This window comes from Paracoccus broussonetiae (assembly GCF_031854425.1).
Classification (GTDB): Bacteria; Pseudomonadota; Alphaproteobacteria; order Rhodobacterales; family Rhodobacteraceae; genus Paracoccus; species Paracoccus broussonetiae.
The window spans coordinates 73262-94965 of the sequence record NZ_JAVRQI010000012.1 but is presented as its reverse complement, the minus strand read 5'-3'; the positions used below and the strand labels follow the sequence as shown (position 1 = coordinate 94965).

20 protein-coding genes are annotated in these 21704 nt (G+C 63.4%); 15 read left to right on the top strand and 5 right to left on the bottom strand.

Annotated features, from left to right (window positions below; genetic code table 11):
- Nucleotides 1-19 precede the first annotated feature (19 nt).
- The 3 genes from RM190_RS15825 to RM190_RS15815 are packed head-to-tail and all read right to left on the bottom strand — an operon-like array spanning nt 20 to nt 3807.
- On the bottom strand, nt 20-997 hold the full coding sequence (locus RM190_RS15825; RefSeq protein WP_311760433.1) for a GGDEF domain-containing protein: 978 nt from the start codon (nt 995-997) through the stop codon (nt 20-22).
- On the bottom strand, nt 994-1560 hold the full coding sequence (locus RM190_RS15820) for a heme NO-binding domain-containing protein (RefSeq protein ID WP_311760432.1): 567 nt from the start codon (nt 1558-1560) through the stop codon (nt 994-996). Before RM190_RS15820 ends, RM190_RS15825 begins: the two co-directional genes overlap by 4 nt.
- Before the next feature lie 3 nt (nt 1561-1563).
- Complete coding sequence (locus RM190_RS15815; RefSeq protein ID WP_311760431.1) at nt 1564-3807, bottom strand: ComEC/Rec2 family competence protein; 2244 nt, start codon at nt 3805-3807, stop codon at nt 1564-1566.
- A 67-nt stretch (nt 3808-3874) separates the two neighbouring features.
- Here RM190_RS15815 and gltX point away from each other — a divergent pair, with 67 nt between their 5' ends.
- The 3 genes from gltX to RM190_RS15800 all read left to right on the top strand — a co-directional run bounded on the left by gltX (nt 3875) and on the right by RM190_RS15800 (nt 7394).
- Entirely contained in the window at nt 3875-5281 is a 1407-nt protein-coding gene (gene gltX, locus RM190_RS15810) for a glutamate--tRNA ligase (protein ID WP_311760430.1), read from the top strand.
- Nucleotides 5282-5334: 53 nt separating this feature from the next.
- Nucleotides 5335-6627 (top strand): citrate synthase, encoded by a 1293-nt coding sequence (gene gltA, locus RM190_RS15805; protein WP_311760429.1) that lies wholly within the window; start codon nt 5335-5337, stop codon nt 6625-6627.
- A gap of 113 nt (nt 6628-6740) precedes the next feature.
- Entirely contained in the window at nt 6741-7394 is a 654-nt protein-coding gene (locus tag RM190_RS15800; protein ID WP_311760428.1) for an SDR family NAD(P)-dependent oxidoreductase, read from the top strand.
- Here RM190_RS15800 and RM190_RS15795 read toward each other — a convergent pair.
- A complete protein-coding gene (locus RM190_RS15795) occupies nt 7391-8824 on the bottom strand; it encodes a cobyric acid synthase (RefSeq protein ID WP_311760427.1) in 1434 nt (477 codons plus the stop codon). The two genes, RM190_RS15800 and RM190_RS15795, sit on opposite strands and share 4 nt — an antisense overlap.
- A gap of 69 nt (nt 8825-8893) precedes the next feature.
- Here RM190_RS15795 and secG point away from each other — a divergent pair, with 69 nt between their 5' ends.
- The 11 genes from secG to RM190_RS15740 all read left to right on the top strand — a co-directional run bounded on the left by secG (nt 8894) and on the right by RM190_RS15740 (nt 19562).
- Nucleotides 8894-9430 carry a preprotein translocase subunit SecG gene (secG, locus tag RM190_RS15790; protein ID WP_311760426.1) on the top strand — a complete coding sequence of 179 codons (537 nt, stop codon included), beginning with the start codon at nt 8894-8896 and terminating at the stop codon, nt 9428-9430.
- Nucleotides 9431-9575: 145 nt separating this feature from the next.
- Nucleotides 9576-11219: a CTP synthase gene (locus RM190_RS15785; RefSeq protein ID WP_311760425.1), complete on the top strand. Its 1644-nt coding sequence runs from the start codon at nt 9576-9578 to the stop codon at nt 11217-11219.
- Between the two features lie 33 nt (nt 11220-11252).
- On the top strand, nt 11253-11717 hold the full coding sequence (locus RM190_RS15780; RefSeq protein WP_311760424.1) for a hypothetical protein: 465 nt from the start codon (nt 11253-11255) through the stop codon (nt 11715-11717).
- 75 nt (nt 11718-11792) lie between these two features.
- Nucleotides 11793-12701 carry a polyphosphate kinase 2 gene (ppk2, locus tag RM190_RS15775; RefSeq protein WP_311760423.1) on the top strand — a complete coding sequence of 303 codons (909 nt, stop codon included), beginning with the start codon at nt 11793-11795 and terminating at the stop codon, nt 12699-12701.
- 72 nt (nt 12702-12773) lie between these two features.
- Nucleotides 12774-13235 (top strand): tellurite resistance TerB family protein, encoded by a 462-nt coding sequence (locus RM190_RS15770; protein WP_311760422.1) that lies wholly within the window; start codon nt 12774-12776, stop codon nt 13233-13235.
- A 107-nt stretch (nt 13236-13342) separates the two neighbouring features.
- Nucleotides 13343-14131 (top strand): ABC transporter ATP-binding protein, encoded by a 789-nt coding sequence (locus RM190_RS15765; protein WP_311760421.1) that lies wholly within the window; start codon nt 13343-13345, stop codon nt 14129-14131.
- Between the two features lie 24 nt (nt 14132-14155).
- Nucleotides 14156-14884: a transporter substrate-binding domain-containing protein gene (locus RM190_RS15760; RefSeq protein WP_311760420.1), complete on the top strand. Its 729-nt coding sequence runs from the start codon at nt 14156-14158 to the stop codon at nt 14882-14884.
- Nucleotides 14885-14951: 67 nt separating this feature from the next.
- On the top strand, nt 14952-15830 hold the full coding sequence (locus RM190_RS15755; protein WP_311760419.1) for an ABC transporter permease: 879 nt from the start codon (nt 14952-14954) through the stop codon (nt 15828-15830).
- Nucleotides 15827-16654 carry an ABC transporter permease gene (locus tag RM190_RS15750; RefSeq protein ID WP_311760418.1) on the top strand — a complete coding sequence of 276 codons (828 nt, stop codon included), beginning with the start codon at nt 15827-15829 and terminating at the stop codon, nt 16652-16654. Before RM190_RS15755 ends, RM190_RS15750 begins: the two co-directional genes overlap by 4 nt.
- 3 nt (nt 16655-16657) lie before the next feature.
- On the top strand, nt 16658-17989 hold the full coding sequence (locus RM190_RS15745; RefSeq protein WP_311760417.1) for a glutamine synthetase family protein: 1332 nt from the start codon (nt 16658-16660) through the stop codon (nt 17987-17989).
- Between the two features lie 370 nt (nt 17990-18359).
- Nucleotides 18360-19562 carry an MFS transporter gene (locus RM190_RS15740; protein ID WP_311760416.1) on the top strand — a complete coding sequence of 401 codons (1203 nt, stop codon included), beginning with the start codon at nt 18360-18362 and terminating at the stop codon, nt 19560-19562.
- A gap of 50 nt (nt 19563-19612) precedes the next feature.
- Here the strand turns inward: RM190_RS15740 and RM190_RS15735 are convergent, their stop codons facing one another.
- Complete coding sequence (locus tag RM190_RS15735) at nt 19613-20725, bottom strand: zinc-binding dehydrogenase (RefSeq protein WP_311760415.1); 1113 nt, start codon at nt 20723-20725, stop codon at nt 19613-19615.
- Between the two features lie 503 nt (nt 20726-21228).
- On the opposite strand from RM190_RS15735, the gene RM190_RS15730 reads away from it, so the two are divergent.
- A complete protein-coding gene (locus RM190_RS15730; protein ID WP_311760414.1) occupies nt 21229-21495 on the top strand; it encodes a glycine zipper 2TM domain-containing protein in 267 nt (88 codons plus the stop codon).
- Nucleotides 21496-21704 lie beyond the last annotated feature (209 nt).

The window sequence follows — 21704 nt, the reverse complement described above, 5'->3', positions numbered from 1 at the left end:
AAGCATGTCCGCCCCGCAACTAATCCGTTTGCCTTCGCCGCTGCGGTCGTTGGCCACGGCGGCGGGCCTTGTCCTGATAAAGGGCCGAATCCGCTTCGGCCATCATTGCGGCCAGATCCCAGCGATCATGATCCTGCGAGCGGCTGAACCCGATGCTGGCCGAAACTTCAAGCGCAAGCCCCTTGAACGCGACGGGTTCACGGATGCGCGCGATGATCCTGCGACCGATCGCGCCAAGCTCGGCGGCAGATGCGGGTCCGGCCAGGATCATCATGAACTCATCGCCGCCCATGCGGCCAAGGCGGTCGGTCGCCCGCGTTTCGGATTCCAGGGCGCGCGCCACGCTTTGCAGCACCACGTCGCCCGCCGCATGGCCAAAGCGGTCGTTGACCTGCTTGAAGTCGTCAAGGTCCAACTGGGCCAGCACAAAGGGCTGGACACGCAGGCTGCGCATCGCCTGTTCCAGCTCGGTCTGAAAGCCGCGCCGATTGAGAAGCCCGGTCAGCGCATCGGTGACGGCAAGCTTGGCTTCGGCTGCGCGAGCCTCCTCCAGCCGACGGTTGGTGCGTGCCAGTTCGGCCATCACGGCACGGTTTGCCTCGTGCAGGAACAGCAATTCAAGCGCCAGATCCGAGGGGGTGAAGTCCGCCCCGTTCAGGTCAAAGGCACGAACCGCCTGGACCAGGGACATACCGAGTCCCAGGTCCAGCAGATAGCCGCCGGCCAGTCGTCCGCCTCGGCCCCGCAGGGTGATGCCTGCATGATGACGCAGGCGCATCTGGACAGGCTCACCCGATGCGATGGCCGAACACAGGCCAGCGGGATCGGCAATTGCGGCGGGTGGACGCTCGACCTCCAAGCAGTCCTGCAGGCGGGTGGTGCTGCCTATAAGCTTGCGTAGCGTCGGACCGGCGCGCCCGATCCTATCCCCGTCCAGCAGAAGCAGGTGCATGGGCAACAGCGCATCCAGATCCAGCACTCCAGCCGGGACGCTCACTGGGCTTCTCCGAAGGACAGCGCAAAGGGCCGGCTGGCGGCATGCCCCTCAAGAGCGATGCTGAGCAGGATGGCCTCGCCATTGACCGAGATCAGCGCAAGCGTGCCATAATCATCGGCCATTCCCCGCAGCGCACCCGCCAGCACGTTCAGCCAGCCCGGCGGCAGGCGACGCGACAGGATGGCGAAGCCGCCCTGTCCCTTCTGGACCACGGCAAGTCCGAATTCCGGCATGTCGGCCAGGATCATGCCCGCCCGCGCGGGAAGCTCGCCCAGGGACAGCACAAAATCGCCATAGCTCGTGCCGCTGAAGCGTAGAAGGCGACGGATCGGTTCGATCTGCACCAGCCAGGCGCCAAGATCCTCGAGAATATCCTCGGGCGCCTTGCCGAGCTTGCGGGCGGCGATCAGCACGATGCGGCGGATGCGGGACCGGCCAGTGAATGCCGAGGACAGGAACTCTTCGGGGCGGATATTCGCGGCGGCAAGGATGTCGCGCCAGGCCTCGTCACCGTGGCAGTCACGCAGAAACGCCTCCAGCGAGCGATCGAGCATCCCAAGCATGGCCTAGCGCCTCGTACCCGGACGCGTCCAGACGCGGTCGCCCAGGGTATCGCGGACCGAGACAAGATGCGGCCTTCCCCCGCGTTCGATCATGGCTATCGCACCGGACCGCCGCAGCGAGTCCGGATCAAGCACGAGGCAATCCCGCCGCGGCTTGCGCGGCAGATCCAGCCGGACATTCGACACGATCATCGCGCCGTCATGGCAAAGGCCGGCTGCAAGCGCCGCCGACCGCTTGCCGGTCAGGTGAACCAACTCGACCACGCCGCCTGACAGGGAAAGTTGCGCGTGGCGCGCCCCTTTCTCGCCCTGCCAGGGGCCGGTCGCTGCGGCGGCGGCCTGGTCACGATCGTCGCCATCTGCCTCAAGCCATCCCGACACCGCGAAGGTGCCTCCCTTGGGCTTCGACGTCGCGCGGCCCGATGGCGTCATGATGCCGACAGCATCGCCTTCGGCCGAGATCAGGACCAGCGGGCGCTGGGCGGTCAGCCATATCCCGAATGCCGCAACCAGCATCATCCCACCCAACAATCTGCGCGGCAGACTGTTTCCAAGCAAACCATGACGGGCGCCAACAGGGGCCAGCAGCGCAAGACTGGCACCAATGGCGATCAGGGGCAGAACAACGCGCGGCGGCGCCGGGACAAGCATTGTCGTTCCGTCGAGATCCGCAATCCAGCGCGCCACCAGCAACATCCATTTCGTACCGATCCCCATGACCCAAAGCGGGATGTCCTGTAGCCCCAGCGGGGCGACCAGAGCGGCGATGACACCTGCAGGCATCACCAATACCCCCGCGACAGGCACGACCAGCAGGTTCGCAAGGGTGCCATACTGGGACAGACGCCCGAAATGCGCGGCCGCAATCGGCGCCGTCGCCATTCCCGCGACCAGCGAAGAAATCAGCAGGGCAAGGACCGGTCGCAACCACCACGGCAAAAGCGGCGCAACGCGCAACCAGGGTTCGTGGGCAAGGATCAGCGCCACGGTAGCGACGAAGCTCATCTGGAATCCGGGTGCCAACAGCGCGTCCGGGGTCGTCAGCAGGATGGCGATGGCCGCGACCGAGACCGTCCGCAGTGAGATTGCGCGCCGATCCGCGACAATTGCCAGCAGCATGACCGCGACCATGACGAAGGATCGCTCGGTCGCGACGTCGCCCCCCGACAGCCAAAGATAGGCCGCGGCGGCCCCCAACGCTCCTACCGCCGCCCATTTATGGACATGTGCGCCCGAACGGCTGCGGGCGCGCTGCAAGATTGCCCCGATGATGCGCAGCGAAGCATAGACGAAACCGGCCAGCATGCTCATGTGCAGGCCCGAGATCGAGACGATGTGGTAAAGATTGGCGGCCCGCATGATCTCGTTCGTCTCTTCCGCGATGCCCGAACGGTCTCCCGTCATGAGCGCCGATGAGACTGCCCCGGCCTGCCCGCCGATGCTGGTCTGAATCGCCGCCGACAGGCGCATCCGCAGTCGATGCAGGGCCAGCGCGCCGCCCGGCTGCGGCGGTTCCACCGTCAGGACCGGGCTGCGCGAATATCCGATGGCGCCAAGCCCGTCGAACCATGCCATGCGGCGGAAATCGAAGCCTCCCGGTTCGGACGGGCTGCCGGGCGGACCAAGATTTGCGGTCAGCATTACCCTTTGTCCCGGTACCGGAATCGCCTGCCCGGTCCCGATCAACGAGATGCGGACACGCCTCGGCACCCGATCGGGCGCGATGTCGTCCATTGCCAGCTGATCCAGCGTCAGCCGCAACCTGTCGCGAGAGGAGCGGTCGATCCCGACGACCCGCCCCTCGACCCCGCCATAATAGCGAAACTCCAACACCGGGGCAGCGACAAGTTCCGTGCGCAAGCCGCTGAGCAAAGCGCCAAGCGCGATGAAGAAAAGCGCAAGCCCGGCAAAGCGTAGCTGGTCAAACCAGCTGACGGTGCCCGTGGCATTCAGCGGCCAACGCCAGATCGCCAGCCCCCCAAGTCCCAAAGCCCCGCAGCCAAGATAGAAGCCCAGACCGGGTTCGTGCCTCAGGCTGAACCATCCGCCGATGCCAAGGGAAAGCCAGAACGGCACCCATGAGATCAGTCCCGCGCGCTCGGCCACCGAGGCCCTGGATTTCTGCTGCCCAAGGGACTTCAGGAAGCCGGCTCGGGCCGTCGTGCCCCCTTGGTCGATCACGCCCACCGCCACGAAAACTTGTCCTTGTCCGATGCCTTGCGTATTGCTGTCGCCAAGCTTTGGCATGCGCGCCCTTACAAAAGGATTAACGACGCAGGCCTGATCATCGGTTTCTTGAACGATTGGCAGCACAATGACTGATTCCCGCCCCGTGGTGACGCGCTTCGCTCCGTCGCCGACCGGCTATCTGCATATCGGGGGCGCACGGACGGCGCTTTTCAACTGGCTTTATGCCCGCGGGCGTGGCGGCAAGTTCCTGCTGCGGATCGAGGATACGGACCGCGCCCGCTCGACCCCCGAAGCAACCGAGGCGATCCTGAAGGGCCTGACCTGGCTGGGACTTGATTGGGATGGCGAGCCGGTCAGCCAGTTCGAGGGTCGCGAGCGCCATGCCGAGGTCGCGCGCGAGATGCTGGCGAATGGCAGCGCCTATAAATGCTTCTCGACCCCCGAGGAAATCGAGGCCTTCCGCGAAGCTGCCCGGGCCGAGGGGCGTTCGACCCTGTTCCTGTCGCCCTGGCGCGATGCCGATCCCGCGACCCATCCCGATGCGCCCTATGTCATCCGCCTGCGCGCGCCGCGCGAAGGCCAGACGGTGGTGCGCGACGCGGTGCAGGGCGACGTGACCTTCGGTAACGACCAGCTTGACGACATGATCCTGCTGCGCTCGGACGGGACGCCGACCTATATGCACGCGGTGGTCGTCGACGATCACGACATGGGCGTCACGCATATCATCCGCGGCGACGATCACCTGACCAATGCCGCGCGTCAGCAGCAGGTCTACCAGGGCATGGGCTGGGACATCCCCGTCTTTGCCCATATCCCGCTGATCCACGGCCAGGACGGCAAGAAACTGTCCAAGCGCCACGGGGCGGTGGGGCTGCACGAATTCGCGGCCATGGGCTATCCCGCCGCGGCGATGCGCAACTATCTTGCGCGGCTGGGCTGGAGCCACGGGGACGACGAGCTGTTCGACGACGCGCAGGCCAAGGAATGGTTCGATCTGCCCGGCATCGGCAAGGCCCCTGCCCGGCTGGACGACAAGAAGCTTGAACATGTCAGCGGCTATCACATCTCGCGCATGGCCGATGATGAGTTGATGAGCGAACTTGCCGCCTATCTGGCGGAAACCGGTGCCACGGCGCTGACCGAGTTGCAGAAATCGCGCCTGCTTCCGATTCTGCCCGTTCTGAAGGCAAAGGCTAAGACTTTGCCTGCTTTGCTGGACCAGGCGCGCTTTGCCATGATCCAGCGTCCCGTCGAAATCGACGAAAAGGCCGGGGCTGCGCTCGATTCGGTATCCCGTGGTATACTAGCCGAATTGACGACCGCATTGCGGGGTGTTAGCTGGGACCGCGACGACCTCGAGGCGGCCACCAAACAGATTGGCGAGTCGCGTGGGCTCGGTCTTGGCAAGATTGCGGCGCCGCTGCGCGCCGTCCTGGCAGGCCGCAGTTCGACCCCGAGCGTATTCGATATGATGTTAGCCCTCGGCCAGGACGAAACCCTGGCCAGGATGCAGGATCACGCGGGCTGATTGCCCGTGCCCATTATCCGGCATGCGCCGGAGACAGGTGAAAGGAGATAAGAATGGCAGAAAGCAAATCTGCGAAGCTGCTGGTCGAAGGGAAAGAGATCGAACTTCCGATCCTCAGCCCCACCGCTGGACCGGATGTCCTGGACATCCGAAAGCTCTATGGTCAGGCGGATGTCTTCACCTATGACCCCGGCTTCACCTCGACCGCGTCCTGCGATTCGACGATCACCTTTATCGATGGCGACAAGGGTGAGCTGTGGTATCGCGGCTACCCGATCGAGCAGCTTGCCGACAAATCGAACTATCTCGAAGTCTGCTACCTTCTGCTTTACGGGGAACTGCCCAGTGCCGAGCAGATGAAGGACTTCGAACTCCGCGTCACGCGCCACACGATGGTGCATGAGCAGATGCACAACTTCTTCCGCGGCTTCCGCCGGGACGCGCATCCGATGGCGACCCTGGTTGGCGTGGTCGGGGCAATGTCGGCCTTCTATCACGACTCGACCGACGTCGCCGACCCCGAGCAGCGCGAGATCGCCTCGATCCGCCTGATCGCGAAACTGCCGACGATCGCGGCCATGGCCTACAAGTATTCGATCGGCCAGCCCTTCGTCTATCCGCGCAACGACCTGGATTACGCGGCGAACTTCCTGCACATGTGCTTTGCTGTCCCCGCCGAGCCCTACAAGGTCGACCCCGCGCTGGCCCGTGCGATGGACCGCATCTTCACGCTGCATGCGGATCACGAACAGAACGCCTCGACCTCGACCGTGCGTCTGGCCGGTTCCTCGGGCGCCAACCCGTTCGCCTGCATCGCCGCCGGCATCGCCTGCCTCTGGGGTCCGGCCCATGGCGGCGCGAACCAGGCCTGCCTGGAAATGCTGCGCGAGATCGGCACCGTGGATCGCATCCCGGAATATATCGCCAAGGCCAAGGACAAGGACGATCCGTTCCGCCTGATGGGCTTCGGCCACCGCGTCTACAAGAACTTCGACCCGCGGGCGAAGGTCATGAAGGAATCGGCGGACGAGGTTCTGGAACTTCTGGGCATCCACAACAACCCGACCCTTCAGGTTGCCAAGGAACTCGAAAAGATCGCGCTTGAGGACGAGTACTTCGTTTCGAAGAAGCTTTACCCGAACGTCGACTTCTATTCGGGCATCATTCTTGAGGCGATGGGCTTCCCGACCTCGATGTTCACCCCGATCTTCGCGCTGTCGCGGACCGTGGGCTGGATTTCGCAGTGGAAAGAGATGATCGCCGATCCGCAAAACAAGATCGGCCGTCCGCGCCAGCTTTATGTCGGCTCGGAACGCCGCGACTATCAGGACATCGCCAAGCGCTAATCGCTAAGCTTGCGGTCCCGAAACTGGAACGGCCCCGGATGCGTCCGGGGCCGTTTCGCGTTCGGACGATTGGGGGACTTGATCGGCGGCACGGGCAATGCCACACCGCTGGCATGAGTGATGCATCCAAGATCGCGCTGGTCACCGGCGCCTCCCGTGGCCTGGGCGCCGCCCTTGCAGAATTGCTTGCCGCGGACGGCTGGCACATCCTTGCCGTCGCCCGCACGACCGGGGCGCTGGAAGAGCTGGACGACCGCATCCGCAAGGCGGGTGGAACGGCGACGCTGGCCCCGATGGACATCAACCAGCCCGAACCGATGGTGAAGATGGCCGAGGCGATTGCAAGCCGCTGGGGCGGGCTGGATCTTTGGGCGCATACCGCCATCCATGCCGCGCCGCTGTCTCCGGCAGGACATGTCGATGCCAAGGATTTCCAGAAGTCGGTCGACCTGAACGTCGTGGCGACCCGTGGCCTGATCACCCTGTTCGAGCCGCTTTTGCGCGCGCGCAAGGGCACGGCCCTGTTCTTCGAGGATGAACGCGCCGGGCAGAAGTTCTTTGGCAGCTATGGCGCGACCAAGGCCGCACAGATCGCGCTTGCCCGCAGCTGGCAGGCGGAAAACCAGGCGATCGGTCCCCGTGTCGTGGTGGCCCGGCCCGGCCCCATGCCGACCGCGACCCGCGCGCGCTTCTTTCCCGGAGAGGATCGGGCGCCCCTGTCGCCCTGCCGGACCGAGGCGCAGCGCATCCTGGCCGAACTGGTCTAGCCTGCCAGCGCGAAAAGCCGATCCAGGTCCAGATGCGTCTCAAGATGCTGGGCCAGCCGATCCAGCACGCCTTCGACCCCTGCCCCATAGCGCAGGGTCGAGGCCGCGCCGAACCGTGACAGCCACGCGGTGCGGAACGCGTCGCCGGCAAACAGCCCGTGCAGATATGTCCCCGTGACCCGTCCGTCTGGGCTGGCCGCCCCATCGGGCGCTGGCAGATGGGCAAAGGGACGCACGCAGTCCGGACCGGTGGTCCGGCCCATATGGATCTCATACCCATCGACCGGCTGCCCCAAAGCATTGCCGTGGACCGCGACGACGCGTTTGTCGGGAGACATGCGGGTTTCAACGTCAAGGAAGCCCAGCCCCGAATCCGTGCCGGGCGCGCCATCATGGCCATCAGGATCGTGAATGATGCGCCCCAACATCTGGAAGCCGCCACAGATGCCCAGAACGTGACCCCCGCGGCGCAGATGCGCGGAGAGGTCTATATCCCAGCCCTGCGCGCGCAGAAACGCCAGATCGCCCCGCGTCGACTTGGTGCCGGGCAGGATCACCACATCCGCATCCCCCGGCAGGGCCTGACCCGGCGGAACCATGCTGACCCGCACGCCCGGCTCGGCCGCCAGCGGGTCGAGATCGTCGAAATTCGCGATCCGCGACAGCATCGGGCAGGCGATGTGCAGCGCGCCGCCTGCCGAGGCCCGGCGCAGGTCGACCGCGTCTTCGGCCGGAAGCAGCGCCGCCTCGGGGAACCAGGGCACCATCCCCAGGTCCGGCCAGCCGGTGCGGCAGGAGATGAAGTCGCGACCCGCATCGAAAAGCGAGGGGTCGCCGCGGAAACGATTGACCACAAAACCGCGGATCATCGCCGAATCTTCGGGGTCAAGCACAGCCTGCGTGCCGACGATCTGTGCGATAACTCCACCCCGGTCGATATCGCCCACGAGCACGACCGGAACATTCGCTGCGCGCGCGAATCCCATGTTGGCGATGTCGCGGGCACGCAGGTTCACCTCGGCCGGGCTGCCCGCCCCCTCGACCAGGACCAGATGGTGACGCGCGGAAATTTCGCGGAAACTCTCCAGGACCGCGCCCATCAGGTGCTGCTTCAACGCGACGTAATCGGCGGCCTCGGCGCGGGCCATGGCGCGGCCCTGCACCACCACCTGCGCCGCGCGATCGGTTTCCGGTTTCAGCAGGACGGGGTTCATGTGAACCGCAGGAGGCAGCCCCGCAGCCAGCGCCTGCAGGGCCTGGGCGCGCCCGATCTCGCCCCCGTCAGGCGTAACGGCGGCGTTGTTCGACATGTTCTGCGGCTTGAAGGGGGCGACATCCATGCCCCGGGCCCGTGCCGCCCGGCAAAGCCCCGCGACCAGAAGCGATTTTCCCACATTCGAACCAGTTCCCTGGATCATCAACGCCGGCATCAAAGCCCCCGCTTGCCAATCTTTCCCTTGGTGACTAGATAGGCCCGTCGCTGAAAGAAAGGCCCCGTGGTGGAAAACGTCGTCCTTACCGTGCATCTGATCCTTGCCGTCTTATTGATCGGGGTCGTGCTGTTGCAACGGTCCGAAGGGGGCGGCCTTGGCATGGGCAGCGGTGGTGGCGGCGGCGTCATGACCGGCCGTCAGGCTGCGAACGCACTTTCGCGTGCGACCTGGATCCTGGCCGGGGCTTTCCTCGTCACCTCGCTGACGCTGACCGTGGTCGCTGCGCGCAACGCATCGAGCGGTTCGATCGTCGACCAGCTTGATCTGGGCGGCAATGACACCAGCAACAACGCGCCCGCAACCAACCTGCCGGGCATCGGCGACTATACCCCGCCCCCGCCGGCCGCGGGTCAGCCCGTGCTGCCGCCGGTTCCGGGTGGCGCAACCACGACCGCGCCTGCCGAAACCGGCACGGCCGCGCCCGCAACCGCGCCGGCCACGACGACCGAGCCGGTGACGCCGCCTGCGGCTCCTGCCCCGGCACCGACCACTGCGCCCGCCACCGAGGCACCTGCGCAAAGCGCTCCGGCGCAAACGAACTGATACCATAAATTGGGGTGCCTCGCGCACCCCGCTACGACAGCTTGCGGTCCGTTGCGGCGTCGGGACTTTTCGATTATATATTGAGTCCCGTGATGCCGGCCAGATTCGGGCCGCTTTTTCTATTTTCGAACTCACGGGGGCCTCGATGGCGCGTTACATCTTCATCACCGGTGGTGTGGTTTCTTCGCTTGGCAAAGGGCTGGCATCGGCGGCGTTGGGCGCGCTTCTTCAGGCGCGGGGCTTCACGGTCCGCCTGCGCAAACTGGACCCCTATCTGAACGTCGATCCGGGCACGATGTCGCCGTTTGAACATGGCGAGGTGTTTGTGACCGATGACGGGGCCGAAACCGACCTCGACCTGGGCCATTACGAACGCTTCACGGGGGTGTCTGCACGCAAGACCGACTCGGTCAGTTCGGGGCGCATCTATTCCAACGTGCTGGAGAAAGAGCGTCGGGGCGCCTATCTGGGCAAGACCATCCAGGTCATTCCCCACGTCACCAACGAGATCAAGGACTTCCTGTCGGTCGGCGAGGATGAGGTCGACTTCATGCTGTGCGAGATCGGCGGCACGGTCGGCGATATCGAGGGCCTGCCCTTTTTCGAGGCGATCCGCCAGTTCGCCCAGGAACGCCCGCGCGGCCAATGCGTCTTCATGCACCTGACCCTGCTGCCCTATCTGGCGGCCTCGGGCGAGCTGAAGACCAAGCCGACCCAGCACTCGGTCAAGGAACTCCGCTCGATCGGGCTTCAGCCGGACGTGCTGGTCTGCCGCAGCGAACAGCCGATTCCGGAAAAGGAACGCGCCAAGATCGCGCTGTTCTGTAACGTCCGCCCCGACGCCGTCATTCCCGCCTATGACCTGAAGTCGATCTATGAGGCGCCGCTGGCCTATCACCGCGCGGGTCTTGACCAGGCCGTTCTGGACGCGTTCCAGATCAGCCCGGCGCCGCGCCCCGACCTGACCCGCTGGGAAGATGTGATGGACCGCCTGACCAATGCCGAAGGCGTGGTCAAGGTCGCCATCGTCGGCAAGTATGTCCAGCTTGAGGACGCCTATAAGTCGATCTCCGAGGCACTGACGCATGGCGGCATGGCCAATCGCGTCCGGGTCAAGACCGACTGGGTCGACAGCGAGAAGCTGGAGGGCGAAGGCGCACATCTGCTGGACGGCTATAACGGCATCATCGTGCCCGGTGGCTTTGGCGAGCGCGGGACCGAGGGTATGGTCGCCGCCGCGAAATACGCCCGCGAGAAAAAGGTGCCCTATCTGGGGATCTGCCTTGGGATGCAGATGGCCGTGATCGAGGCCGCCCGCAACCTCGCCGACATGCCCGATGCCGGGTCCGAGGAATTCGACCACGAGGCGGGCGAAACCCGCTTTACCCCGGTCGTCTATCACCTCAAGGAATGGGTGCAGGGCAACTACACCGTCCAGCGCAAGCTGAGCGACGACAAGGGCGGCACCATGCGCCTTGGCGCCTATACCGCCGTGCTGGAGCCGGGCTCCAAGATCTCGGAGGCCTATGACGGCGCGCTGGAGATCGAGGATCGCCACCGCCACCGCTATGAGGTCGATGCCAAGTACCGCAAGCAGCTTGAGGAAGCCGGTCTCAGCTTCTCGGGGATGTCGCCCGACGGCCGCCTGCCCGAAGCCGTGGAATACGGGGATCACCCATGGTTCATCGGCGTCCAGTCGCATCCCGAACTGAAGTCGAAGCCCTTCGAACCCGCGCCGCTGTTCGCCGGTTTCGTCCGCGCCGCGATGGAGAACGAACGGCTGGTGTGACACGGCGTTCTGCGCCATCATCTCGGGCCATACATGAATGGTCCCGAGATGCGTCTTGCCCTGATCCTTGCGATTGTCGCCGCGCCGGCTTTTGCCGATGCGCCGCTATTCTTCATAGAACAGTCGTCCCTGCCCTTTGACCTTGGGCCGGGCGCGCCGCGCAATGCACCCTCGTTGCAGTCGAATTCGCCCCATGCCGCCGGAAACACCGCGGCAAGCGCGGCCAATTCCTCGACGAGCTATGGGAACTCTCCCGACAACCCCGCCAACGAGAAACGGGTGATCTTCACCTCGGACGGGTCCGTTGTCGGGTATTATGCGCCGAACGGCAGCGGGACACTGAACCTGTTCGATCTTGGCGGAAAGCGCGTCGCCTATCGCCCCAGGGGCAGCAAGAGCCTGTTCTCCAGCGACGGGCGCTGGTGCGGAACTGTGGCCGATGCACAGGGCGGAGACTTCGCCTTCGGCATCATCCGCAGTTGCGGGGGACTGTTCTGAACACCTCTGACCGGATTGATACGAAACCGTCATATCCGGACGCTAGACCCCGCGAGATGAATTCAGGAGAAGACCATGCAGGACCACGTCCAAAAGGAATGGCTGGACGCCGAACTTCAGGACACGCTTGATGAAGATATCGAAATCGAGCTGGAGGACGCCGTCCTGTCCCGTGAAATCTCGCGCATCTATCGCGAGACGCATCCCGACCAGATCGATCGCACGGTCTATTTCCACGAGCTTCTGCGCATGCAGGCCGAGCTGATCAAGCTTCAGGACTGGGTCACCTATCACAAGGAAAAGGTCGTCGTCATTTTCGAGGGCCGCGACAGCGCCGGCAAGGGAGGCGCCATCAAGCGCATCACCCAGCGCCTGAACCCGCGCGTCTGCCGCGTCGTGGCATTGCCCGCGCCTTCGGATCGCGAGAAGACGCAGTGGTATTTCCAGCGCTACGTGCCGCACCTGCCCGCGGGGGGCGAGATCGTGCTGTTCGATCGCAGCTGGTACAACCGCGCCGGTGTCGAGCGCGTCATGGGCTTTGCCACCGAAAGCCAGGTCGAGGAGTTCTTCAACGATGTCCCGGAATTCGAACGGATGCTGGTCCGCTCGGGCATTCGGGTCATCAAGTACTGGTTCTCGATCACGGACGAGGAACAGCAGATGCGCTTCCTGATGCGCATCCACGACCCGCTGAAGCAGTGGAAACTGTCGCCCATGGACTTGCAGTCCCGCGTCCGCTGGGAAGACTACACCAAGGCGAAAGAGGACATGCTTGAGCGCACCAACATCCCCGAGGCGCCCTGGTATATCGTCCCCGGAAACGACAAGAAGCGCGCCCGGCTGAATTGCATCAACCACCTGTTGAGCAAGATCCCCTATGACGACGTCCCGCACGAGGAGGTCAGTTTGCCGGACCGGGTCTTCAACCCCGATTACGAACGCGACGTGCTGCCGCCGGATCTTTACGTCCCCCAGCGTTACTGATCCGAACGGGGCCGGAAAAGGCGCGTGTTTTATGGTCTTTAGGTCTTTCCGATCCTGCCTTACACTCGCCTCATGTTTCGCAATCTGCTCAGCCGCCTTTTCTCGGACACGCCCGATCCCGGCGCCCTGTCATCACAGGATGCCGAGGTCGCGGTAGCGGCCCTTCTGGTCCGCATCGCACGGGCCGATGACCGCTATACGGACGCGGAACGTGTCCGAATCGAGAATGTACTCGCGCGGCGACGCGGACTTGGCCACAACGAGGCGGCCGAGGGGCGCGCCGCCGCCGAGATGATCGAGGCCGAGGCCCCCGACACCGTTCGCTTTACCCGTATCATCAAGGATCGCGTGGACATCGCGGACCGCCAGAACGTCATCGCCGCGCTTTGGGAAATCGCCTATGCCGACGGCACCCGCGGCGCGGAGGAAGAAAGCATGATTCGGCTGGTTGCGGGTCTGCTGGGCGTCAATGACCGCGACTCGGCGCTGGTGCGTCGGCGCGTCATCGAAGGGCTGGGAATCTCGGGCGACTAGCACGCTACGCTGCGTCACGAACGGCGCTTCAGGATTTCGTTGCAATCTGGAAACAAATGAAGCCTGATTGCCTGATGAAGACTGTTGAGCCTGCCGTGCCGTTATCCATGTCACCTTCATCCGAAGCGGATGTTCCGGTCATTCAGATCCGGAACCTACACAAATCCTATGGCCAGCTTGAGGTGCTTCGCGGGGTCGACCTGACCGCCAGCCGGGGCCATGTCGTCAGCCTGATCGGATCGTCCGGCTCGGGCAAATCGACCCTGCTGCGCTGCTGCAACATGCTTGAGGAGAGCCAGGCCGGCGACATCCTGTTCGAGGGAGAGCATGTCCGCTGGCGTGGCGAAGGCCCCTCGCGCGTTCCGGCCGACCGCGCCCAAGTGACGCGGCTTCGTACCAACCTGTCGATGGTGTTCCAGCAGTTCAACCTGTGGTCACACATGACCGTCCTGCAAAATGTCATGGAGGCCCCGGTCCACGTCCTGAAGCGTGATCCCGCCCAGGTCGAGGCGCGCGCCCGCGAACTTCTGGACAAGGTCGGCATCGGCGACAAGGCCGAAGCGTGGCCCTCGCAGCTTTCGGGTGGCCAGCAGCAGCGCGCCGCGATTGCCCGCGCGCTTTGCATGGAGCCTAAGGCGCTGCTTCTGGACGAACCGACCAGCGCGCTTGACCCCGAGCTTCAGCAAGAGGTCGTCCGCGTCATCAAGGATCTGGCCGCCGAACATCGCACCATGTTGCTTGTCACCCATGACATGCGGCTGGCGGCCGATGTCGGCGACCACGTCATCTTCCTTCATCAAGGCAAGATCGAGGAAGAGGGAACGCCCGCCGAAATCTTCGGCGCCCCGCGTTCCGAGCGTCTGCGCCGTTTTCTCAGCGCGACGCGCCACAGCTGAAAGACCAACAGGAGAGTTAAAATAATGAAAAAACTGATGTTTGCCACCGCCCTTCTGGCTCTGACCGCTGGAATGGGCATGGCGCAGACCGTCCGCATGGCGACCGAGGGGGCCTATCCTCCCTACAACTTCGTCAACGACCAGGGGAAGCTGGACGGGTTCGAGATCGAACTGGGCAACGAGTTGTGCAAGCGCGCACAACTGGACTGCACCTGGGTTAAGAACGACTGGGATTCCATCATCCCGAACCTCGTCAGCTCGAACTATGACGCGATCATGGCGGGCATGAACATCAACGAAGAGCGCAAGAAGGCGATCGACTTCACCGATCCCTATACGCCCGCAATGCCTTCGGCCTATGCCGCCCAATCGGCCGACGCCGATATCGAGGGCGGCATCGTCGCGGCGCAGACGAACACCATCCAGGCCAGCCACGTTGCCGAAACCGGGGCCACGCTGCTGGAATTCGCCACGCCCGAGGAAACCATCGCCGCCGTCCGCAATGGCGAGGCCGATGCGGTCTTTGCCGACAAGGACTATCTCAGCCCCGCGGTCGAGCAATCGAATGGCGAGCTGGTCTGGGTGGAAGGCCATGATACGGTGAAACTGGGCGAAGGCATCGGCATGGGCGTCCGCAAGTCGGATACCGAGCTGAAGGCCAAGTTCAACGCCGCGATCCAGTCGATGAAAAGTGACGGTACGCTGAACCCGCTGCTGAAGAAATGGTTCGGTGAAAAGGCATTGCAGTTCTAAGCTGATATGACTGCGGACCGGCCTGCGCGACATTCGCCGCGCAGGTCAGGTCAAGCTGGAGTGCCAAATGTTCGCCACCTGCGCCGATCCCAAGACGCTCGAAGGGCTGGCATGGCTGATGTGCTACCTGACCTCGGGCAAGCACATGCTTTTCTACCTGTCCTTCGGCACGGTCATCCTGCTGCTGGCCGTCACCGCACCGATCGCGCTGCTGTTCGGTTTCGGCGGCGCGCTGGCGTCGCGTTCGGGCATCGCGCCGCTGCGCTGGTTTGGCCGCATCTATACCTCGATGGTGCGGGGCGTGCCGGACATCATCTTTTTCCTGTTCGTGCCCATCGCGCTGGACCAGGCCTTCGAATACCTGCGGGCCAAGCTTTATTGCGACCCCGGCGTGCCGATCCGCCAAGGCAACGACTTCGTCGTTTGCCCCGCAGCCAAACTGCCGCTGTCCACTGCCGATCAATGGGTGCATCAGGCATATGGCATCGTGCTGGCAGTCATTGCCTTTTCCATCGTCTTCGGCGCCTTCGCCGCGAACGTCCTTTACGGGGCGATGAACGCCGTGCCGAAGGCTCAGCTTGAAACCGCCGAGGCCTATGGGATGAGCCCGCGTCAGGTCAGCCGCCGCATCCTGATCCCGCAGATGTGGACCTATGCCCTGCCCGGCCTTGCAAACCTGTGGATGATCCTGATCAAGGCGACACCGCTTCTGTTCGTCCTGGGGGTCGAGGACATCGTTTACTGGGCGCGTGAACTGGGCGGAGCCAAGACCGCCGCCTATGCCTTTCCTCATCCCGACTGGCGGATCTATTACTTCCTTGGCATCCTGGTCTTCTATCTGCTGATGACCTGGGGGTCCGAACGGGTTTTCGACCGCATCAGGGCCAGGCTGTCTGCAGGGCAGTCCACGGTCGCGGGCGATGCCATGCGAAAGGCCGCCACATGAGCCAATGCCTGCAGACCCTGTCCGACTATGGACTGCGCGCAATCGGAATCGGTGAACGGCTGTTGCCGCGATCCGACTTTACCCTGTGCGAGCAATTCGTTCTGATCGGTTCGGGGTTGATCTGGAACATCTATTTCGGCGTGCTGGCGCTGTTCATCGGCTTTTTCATCGCGAATGCGGTGGCACTGGCCAAGGGCAGCCCAAACCCGTTGCTTCGCAAACCGGCAGAGTGGTTCATCTTCCTGTTCCGGGGCAGCCCGCTGTTCATCCAGTTCTTTGTCGCATACGAGGCGCTGGTGCAGCTGCCGCGCGCCGGGATCGACCTGTTCGGACTGACCATCCACACAAGCTGGATGACGCGCGCTTGGGCCGGGGCACTGCTGGTCCTGGTCCTGAACACCGCCGCCTATTCCGCCGAAATATTTCACGGCGCGCTGCGCAACCTGCCAAGGGGAGAGCTTGAAGCCGCCGACGCCTATGGCATGGCAGGCTGGACACGGTATCGCCGGGTGGCCTGGCCCACGGCGATGCGTCTGGCCTGGCCCGCCTACACGAATGAGGCGATCTTCCTGTTCCATGCAACGACACTGGTATTCTTCTCCAGCTTTCCGGCCTTTCAGCAGCAGGGCGACAGCCTGTATTATGCCAGCTATTTCGCCGACAAGACCTTCAACCCCTTCGTCGCCTATCCGATCGTCGCGGGTTACTTCATCCTTCTGACCCTGTGCCTGATTACGGGTTTCGGGGTCATCAACCGGCGGCTGAACCGCCATTTGCCGGGCAAGGCGCGCAAGCTTCGCTATCGGCCCAATCTGATCAGGTGACACATGGACTGGCTGCGCGAGCATCCCGAAGTCAAAACCATCCGCGTGGCCGCGGCCGACCTTAACGGCATGGCCCGAGGCAAGCGCATTCCCGCAAGATTCGCGGACAAGCTTTTGACCGAAGGCACTAAATTCCCCTACTCCGTTCTGAACATGGACATCTGGGGCGAAGATATCGAAGACAGCCCTTTGGTCTTCAAGGCGGGCGATCCGGATGGGCTGCTGCTGCCGACCGAGCGCGGCTTCATGCCGATGCCCTGGCTTGAAGCGCCGACCGGATTGCTGCCTTTGTGGATGTTCCATCCCGACGGGCGGCCCTATGACGGCGATCCCCGGCAGGCGCTGGCCCGCGTCGTCGAACGCTACGCGGCAGCCGGCCTGACCCCGGTCGTCGCGACCGAGCTTGAATTCTTCCTGATCGACGACTCTGGCGGACAGCTGCGCGTCCCGCCTAGCCCGCGATCGGGCAAGCGCCGCACCGGGGCCGAAACGCTCAGTTTGCGGGCGCTTGACGCCTTCGACCGCTTCTTTACCGCGCTTTACGACGCCTGCGAGGCGATGGACATTCCCGCCGACACCGCGATTTCCGAGGCCGCGCCGGGGCAGTTCGAAATCAACCTGATGCACCAGGCCGATCCGCTGAAGGCTGCGGACGATGCCTGGCTGTTCAAGCAGTTGGTCAAGGGCCTGGCCCGCCGCTATGGTTTTGCGGGATCCTTCATGGCCAAGCCCTATGATGAATGGAACGGTTCGGGGATGCATATGCATTTCTCGGTCCTGGACCAGAACGGCGACAACATCTTTGACAATGGCAGCGAGGAAGGCTCGGACCGGTTGCGCCACGCCGTCGCCGGCTGCCTTGCGGCGATGCCCGGATCGACGCTGCTTTTTGCCCCGCACGAGAACAGCTATGATCGGCTGGTGCCGAATGCCCATGCTCCGACCGGGATCGGCTGGGCATACGAGAACCGGACCTCGGCGATCCGCATCCCCTCCTCGGGGCCAAAGGCGCGCCGGATTGAGCATCGTGTCGCCGGCGGTGACGTGAACCCGTATCTGACGGTCGCCGCGATCCTGGGGGCGGCACTGAATGGGCTTGAGGATCGGGCTGAACCCCCGACCGCAATCCGGGGCAATGCTTATGAACAAGGGCTGGATCAGCTTCCCGCAACCTGGGGCGAGGCGATCGACACCTTCGCGGAGTGCCCGCAGATCAAGCGCATCTTCCCAGCCCACCTGATCGAGAACTTCGTTATGACGAAACGCCAGGAACTCCGCTATATGGCCGAGCTTTCCGATGACGAGACGGTCGAGCTGTATCTTGACACAGTGTGAGTGTTCCGACCGCTACATTCGGCCGGTTTGCGTCCTTTTTGGCAATCATAGATCTGCCATTGGAAAGCTGAATTTCGGTTTAAATTAATAAAATCAATATCATGTTGAAATCGACTAGAGTGCGGGCGGTGCGGGCGGCGTGGCGGCGCCGCTCGTTTCCATTGGCGCAGGCCCATTGACCTCTGCATCCTCCTGCTCCATCCCCCAGGCTAAATGGGGATGCCATGCCATGTTCGTGCGCCTTGGCGGTTATTTGACATTCATTTCACTTGGTCGAGACAGCCAGACAAGCGCAATGTAAAACCGCCTTTGCCCCCCGCGCAGCTTGATGCCGCGCGGTCATCGAAACATCCACGACTGCTGAACCAACATGTCCGACATTGCCGACAATGAATCTTTGGCTGCCGCAGCCCCCGCGCACTATGACTTTGCCCGCAGCAATATCGCCAGACTGACCATCGCGCAGGCACTTGCCGGGGCCAATTCGGTAGTGATCTTTGCGACGGGGGCGGTCACCGGCGATATGCTGGCCCCCAGTCCGGCGCTGGCAACGCTGCCGATTTCGTTGTTCGTGGTCGGCATGGCAGCCTGCACCCTGCCCGCCGGGGCCATCGCGCAACGCAGCGGACGTCGTGCCGCGTTCATGATCGGCGCGGGCTGCGGTGTGCTGGCGGGGCTGCTGGCGGCAATCGCGGTGGTCATAAGTTCGTTCTGGATGTTCTGCCTGTCCACGTTCTTCGGTGGCGCCTATGCGGCGGTCGTCCTAAGTTTTCGCTTCGCCGCCGCCGATTGCGTCCGTGCCGAGGCGCGACCGCGCGCCCTGTCATTCGTGATGGCGGGCGGTGTCTTTGCGGGCGTACTGGGTCCGCAGATGGTCACGCATACGATGCATTTGTGGCAGCCCTATCTGTTCTCGGCGACCTTCGTCGGGCAAGCTCTGGTCGCGGCGCTATCGGCCCTTGTCCTTGCAGGCGTCCGTCTTCCGCGTCCTGCCGTACAGGCAAGGACAACGGGCCGCCCCCTGCGCCAGATCGTCAGCCAGCGGCAGTTCATCACCGCCGTCATTTGCGGCGTCGTATCCTATCTGCTGATGAATTTTCTGATGACCGCCGCGCCACTTGCGATGAAATTCTGCGGCCTATCGCAAGAATCTGCCAACCTTGGCCTGCAATGGCACGTCATCGCGATGTATGCGCCAAGCTTTTTCACCGGCGCACTGATTTCGCGCTTTGGCGCGGCGCGGGTGGTCATGGCGGGCCTGATCCTGACCGGCGCGTCAGCCATCGTCGGGCTTCTGGGGGTCGATGTCGCGCATTTCTGGCTGACGCTGATCCTGCTGGGGATCGGCTGGAACTTCGGCTTCGTCGGCGCCTCGGCCATGGTGCTGGAATGCCACCGCCCCGAGGAAAAGGCGCGCGTGCAATCCTTCAACGACTTCGTGGTGTTCGGCACGATGGCGGTGGGGTCGTTCCTGTCGGGCGGGCTGCTGAACAGCTTTGGCTGGGACGTCGTGCTGTGGGCGTCATTCGCGCCGCTGGCATTGGCACTCATCGCATTGCGCTGTGATCAGTAAACCAAAGTCAGCGTGCGCTCCGAGCCGAAACAGTTTTCCCTGCACCATCATCACGACCAAGGGGTAACGAGATACTTCTCACCTGTCTTCATGGCCCTGTAGTCGGTGACGGCCTGCTTGGTCAGCATCTCGTCAAGATTGACGCGCTTTTTGTAATGGCTGGCGAAGGTGGTGGTCAGGCTTTCGCGCACGCGCTCCCGCATCCGACTGACGGTTTCCGTTCCGGCCATTTGAAGGAATGGGAACAACAGCCAACCCGCAAGGGTCCAGCCAAAGCCGTAGCTTGGTGTCAAGATCGTCGGGGTCACGTCCAGTCGCCCGTAGATGAACATGCGCTTCGGCTGGGTCGAGCCATAGCGTGAATATTCCGTCATTCTGCTGACCGCGACCTGCTCCATGGCCTTGAAGGCGTTGTCGGCACCTTGGCCGCCGCCGATCGGGTCGAAGCCATAGAATGCACCGGTGTCCTCAATCGCGGCACTCAATTGGCGCATGAAGTCGTCATTCGAAGAATTGACGACATGGGTGGAGCCGAGGCTTTTAAGCAAATCAACCTGGCTGTCCTTTCGGACGATATTGACCAGACCGATGCCATCTTCCTTGCAAATGCGGGTCAGCATCTGGCCCAGGTTGGATGCCCCGACCGTGTGCAGGATCGCGTCTTGCCTGTCCATCTTGGCATTCTCGGCGAACCCCAGAGCGGTCATGGGATTGATGAATGCGCTCGCACCATCCTCGGTCGAATGATCGCCCAACGGTAGGCACATCGCGGCGTCGGCAATGCAATATTCGCTGTAGGCATTGCCCGGGACACAGGAGACACGCTGGCCCAGAAGCGATTTGGCCATGTCACTGTCACCGACTGCGACAACCGTACCGGCACCTTCGTTCCCGGCAGGCAGCTTGAGACCATGGCGCGCTTTCGAGCCCGTGTTAAACGGCTCGGGCACCTTGGCAACGAATTTGCCGGGCGAGTAGCTGGCCGTCTCCAGATCGGCCCCACCAACCAGGATGGCGAGGTCCGACGGGTTGATAGGCGCGGCCTCCATTTTCACGAGAACCTGGTTGCCGGTCGGATCGGGGACGGTCACTTCTTCGACCGCCACGGTGAGCGTCCCATCCGGTTCCAATGTCGTGAACAGTTGCTTGCCCGTGATCGTCATTGCGGAATCTCCACGCCTCGGTTTCGCGATGAATACTACTGTCGGCGCACCAGAAGGGAACGTCCATACGTCTATGATTTACTCATGCGAGATGCACTTCCGGTTGGCAGCACCTCGGCGGTTCTGCGTTCGATGTCTTCCGCTGACCCCGGAACTCTCGAATCCACATGGAAGCCGTGGGCTTCGCCAAGCGCAACGGAAGCGGCCCTGGAGGCGACTTACGGCCCTTGTCCGGGGCCGATGAATGCTTGGCGATCCGTGTCGTTCGCAAGCTCAGTTCGACACCCCCTCGCCACGACGACCCTGACGGGTTGGGCGGTCAGCCTTGTTGCCGGTGGTGGCGAAATGGCTGCGATGAGCAAGGAACTTGTTGACGGGATTGAAAGTTAATAGCGACGTTAGGCTTCACGCCCCAACCCGATGCCCTGCGCGCAGGGCTAGGTGATCGGCTTGCCTGCAATCCAATTCGTTCTTGGCCTTCCCACGTGACAGGAGACGAAATCATGATGAAACTGGTAGGGGCTGCGGCCCTCATGCTCGCAAGCCTTGGCGGCTTGTCCGGTTGTTCGGACAATCAGGGCGTGAATGCGGCATCCGGAGCCCTGGTGGGCGCGGCCGTCGGCAATCAGATCGGTTCGGGCAGTGGCAGAACGGCGGCGACGCTGGCAGGTGCTGCGGTCGGCGCACAGGTCGGAGCCAACCAGCCCACGACCAAGATGTGCACCTATCGCAATACGCAGACCGGGCAGACCTACACAGCGGCCTGCTGAAGCCTCTGCGCAGGCGCGTATCTGCGGCGCGCCTGTGCCGGCCAATTCGAAGCCTGAGCGGTGATCGAATCCAGATCAGTGAGCACGGACAGATTCGAGATGCGCCTCGGCGCACCGGTTCACGAAGCGGCAGTTTAGTTCAACAAAGCACGGCGTCTGCTTTGCGCCCTCATCGTGAATGCGGCTTGCGGATCGCCGAGGATCAGATG

Coding starts and splice junctions, on each gene's coding strand:
- RM190_RS15745 (WP_311760417.1), top strand. CDS start 16,658: ATGGACTGGCTGCGCGAGCATCCCGAAGTCAAAACCATCCGCGTGGCC.
- RM190_RS15820 (WP_311760432.1), bottom strand. CDS start 1,560: ATGCTTGGGATGCTCGATCGCTCGCTGGAGGCGTTTCTGCGTGACTGC.
- RM190_RS15750 (WP_311760418.1), top strand. CDS start 15,827: ATGAGCCAATGCCTGCAGACCCTGTCCGACTATGGACTGCGCGCAATC.
- RM190_RS15795 (WP_311760427.1), bottom strand. CDS start 8,824: ATGCCGGCGTTGATGATCCAGGGAACTGGTTCGAATGTGGGAAAATCG.
- RM190_RS15740 (WP_311760416.1), top strand. CDS start 18,360: ATGTCCGACATTGCCGACAATGAATCTTTGGCTGCCGCAGCCCCCGCG.
- gltX (WP_311760430.1), top strand. CDS start 3,875: ATGACTGATTCCCGCCCCGTGGTGACGCGCTTCGCTCCGTCGCCGACC.
- RM190_RS15780 (WP_311760424.1), top strand. CDS start 11,253: ATGAATGGTCCCGAGATGCGTCTTGCCCTGATCCTTGCGATTGTCGCC.
- RM190_RS15735 (WP_311760415.1), bottom strand. CDS start 20,725: ATGACGATCACGGGCAAGCAACTGTTCACGACATTGGAACCGGATGGG.
- ppk2 (WP_311760423.1), top strand. CDS start 11,793: ATGCAGGACCACGTCCAAAAGGAATGGCTGGACGCCGAACTTCAGGAC.
- RM190_RS15785 (WP_311760425.1), top strand. CDS start 9,576: ATGGCGCGTTACATCTTCATCACCGGTGGTGTGGTTTCTTCGCTTGGC.
- RM190_RS15730 (WP_311760414.1), top strand. CDS start 21,229: ATGATGAAACTGGTAGGGGCTGCGGCCCTCATGCTCGCAAGCCTTGGC.
- RM190_RS15770 (WP_311760422.1), top strand. CDS start 12,774: ATGTTTCGCAATCTGCTCAGCCGCCTTTTCTCGGACACGCCCGATCCC.
- RM190_RS15800 (WP_311760428.1), top strand. CDS start 6,741: ATGAGTGATGCATCCAAGATCGCGCTGGTCACCGGCGCCTCCCGTGGC.
- RM190_RS15815 (WP_311760431.1), bottom strand. CDS start 3,807: ATGCCAAAGCTTGGCGACAGCAATACGCAAGGCATCGGACAAGGACAA.
- gltA (WP_311760429.1), top strand. CDS start 5,335: ATGGCAGAAAGCAAATCTGCGAAGCTGCTGGTCGAAGGGAAAGAGATC.
- RM190_RS15765 (WP_311760421.1), top strand. CDS start 13,343: ATGTCACCTTCATCCGAAGCGGATGTTCCGGTCATTCAGATCCGGAAC.
- RM190_RS15755 (WP_311760419.1), top strand. CDS start 14,952: ATGTTCGCCACCTGCGCCGATCCCAAGACGCTCGAAGGGCTGGCATGG.
- RM190_RS15760 (WP_311760420.1), top strand. CDS start 14,156: ATGAAAAAACTGATGTTTGCCACCGCCCTTCTGGCTCTGACCGCTGGA.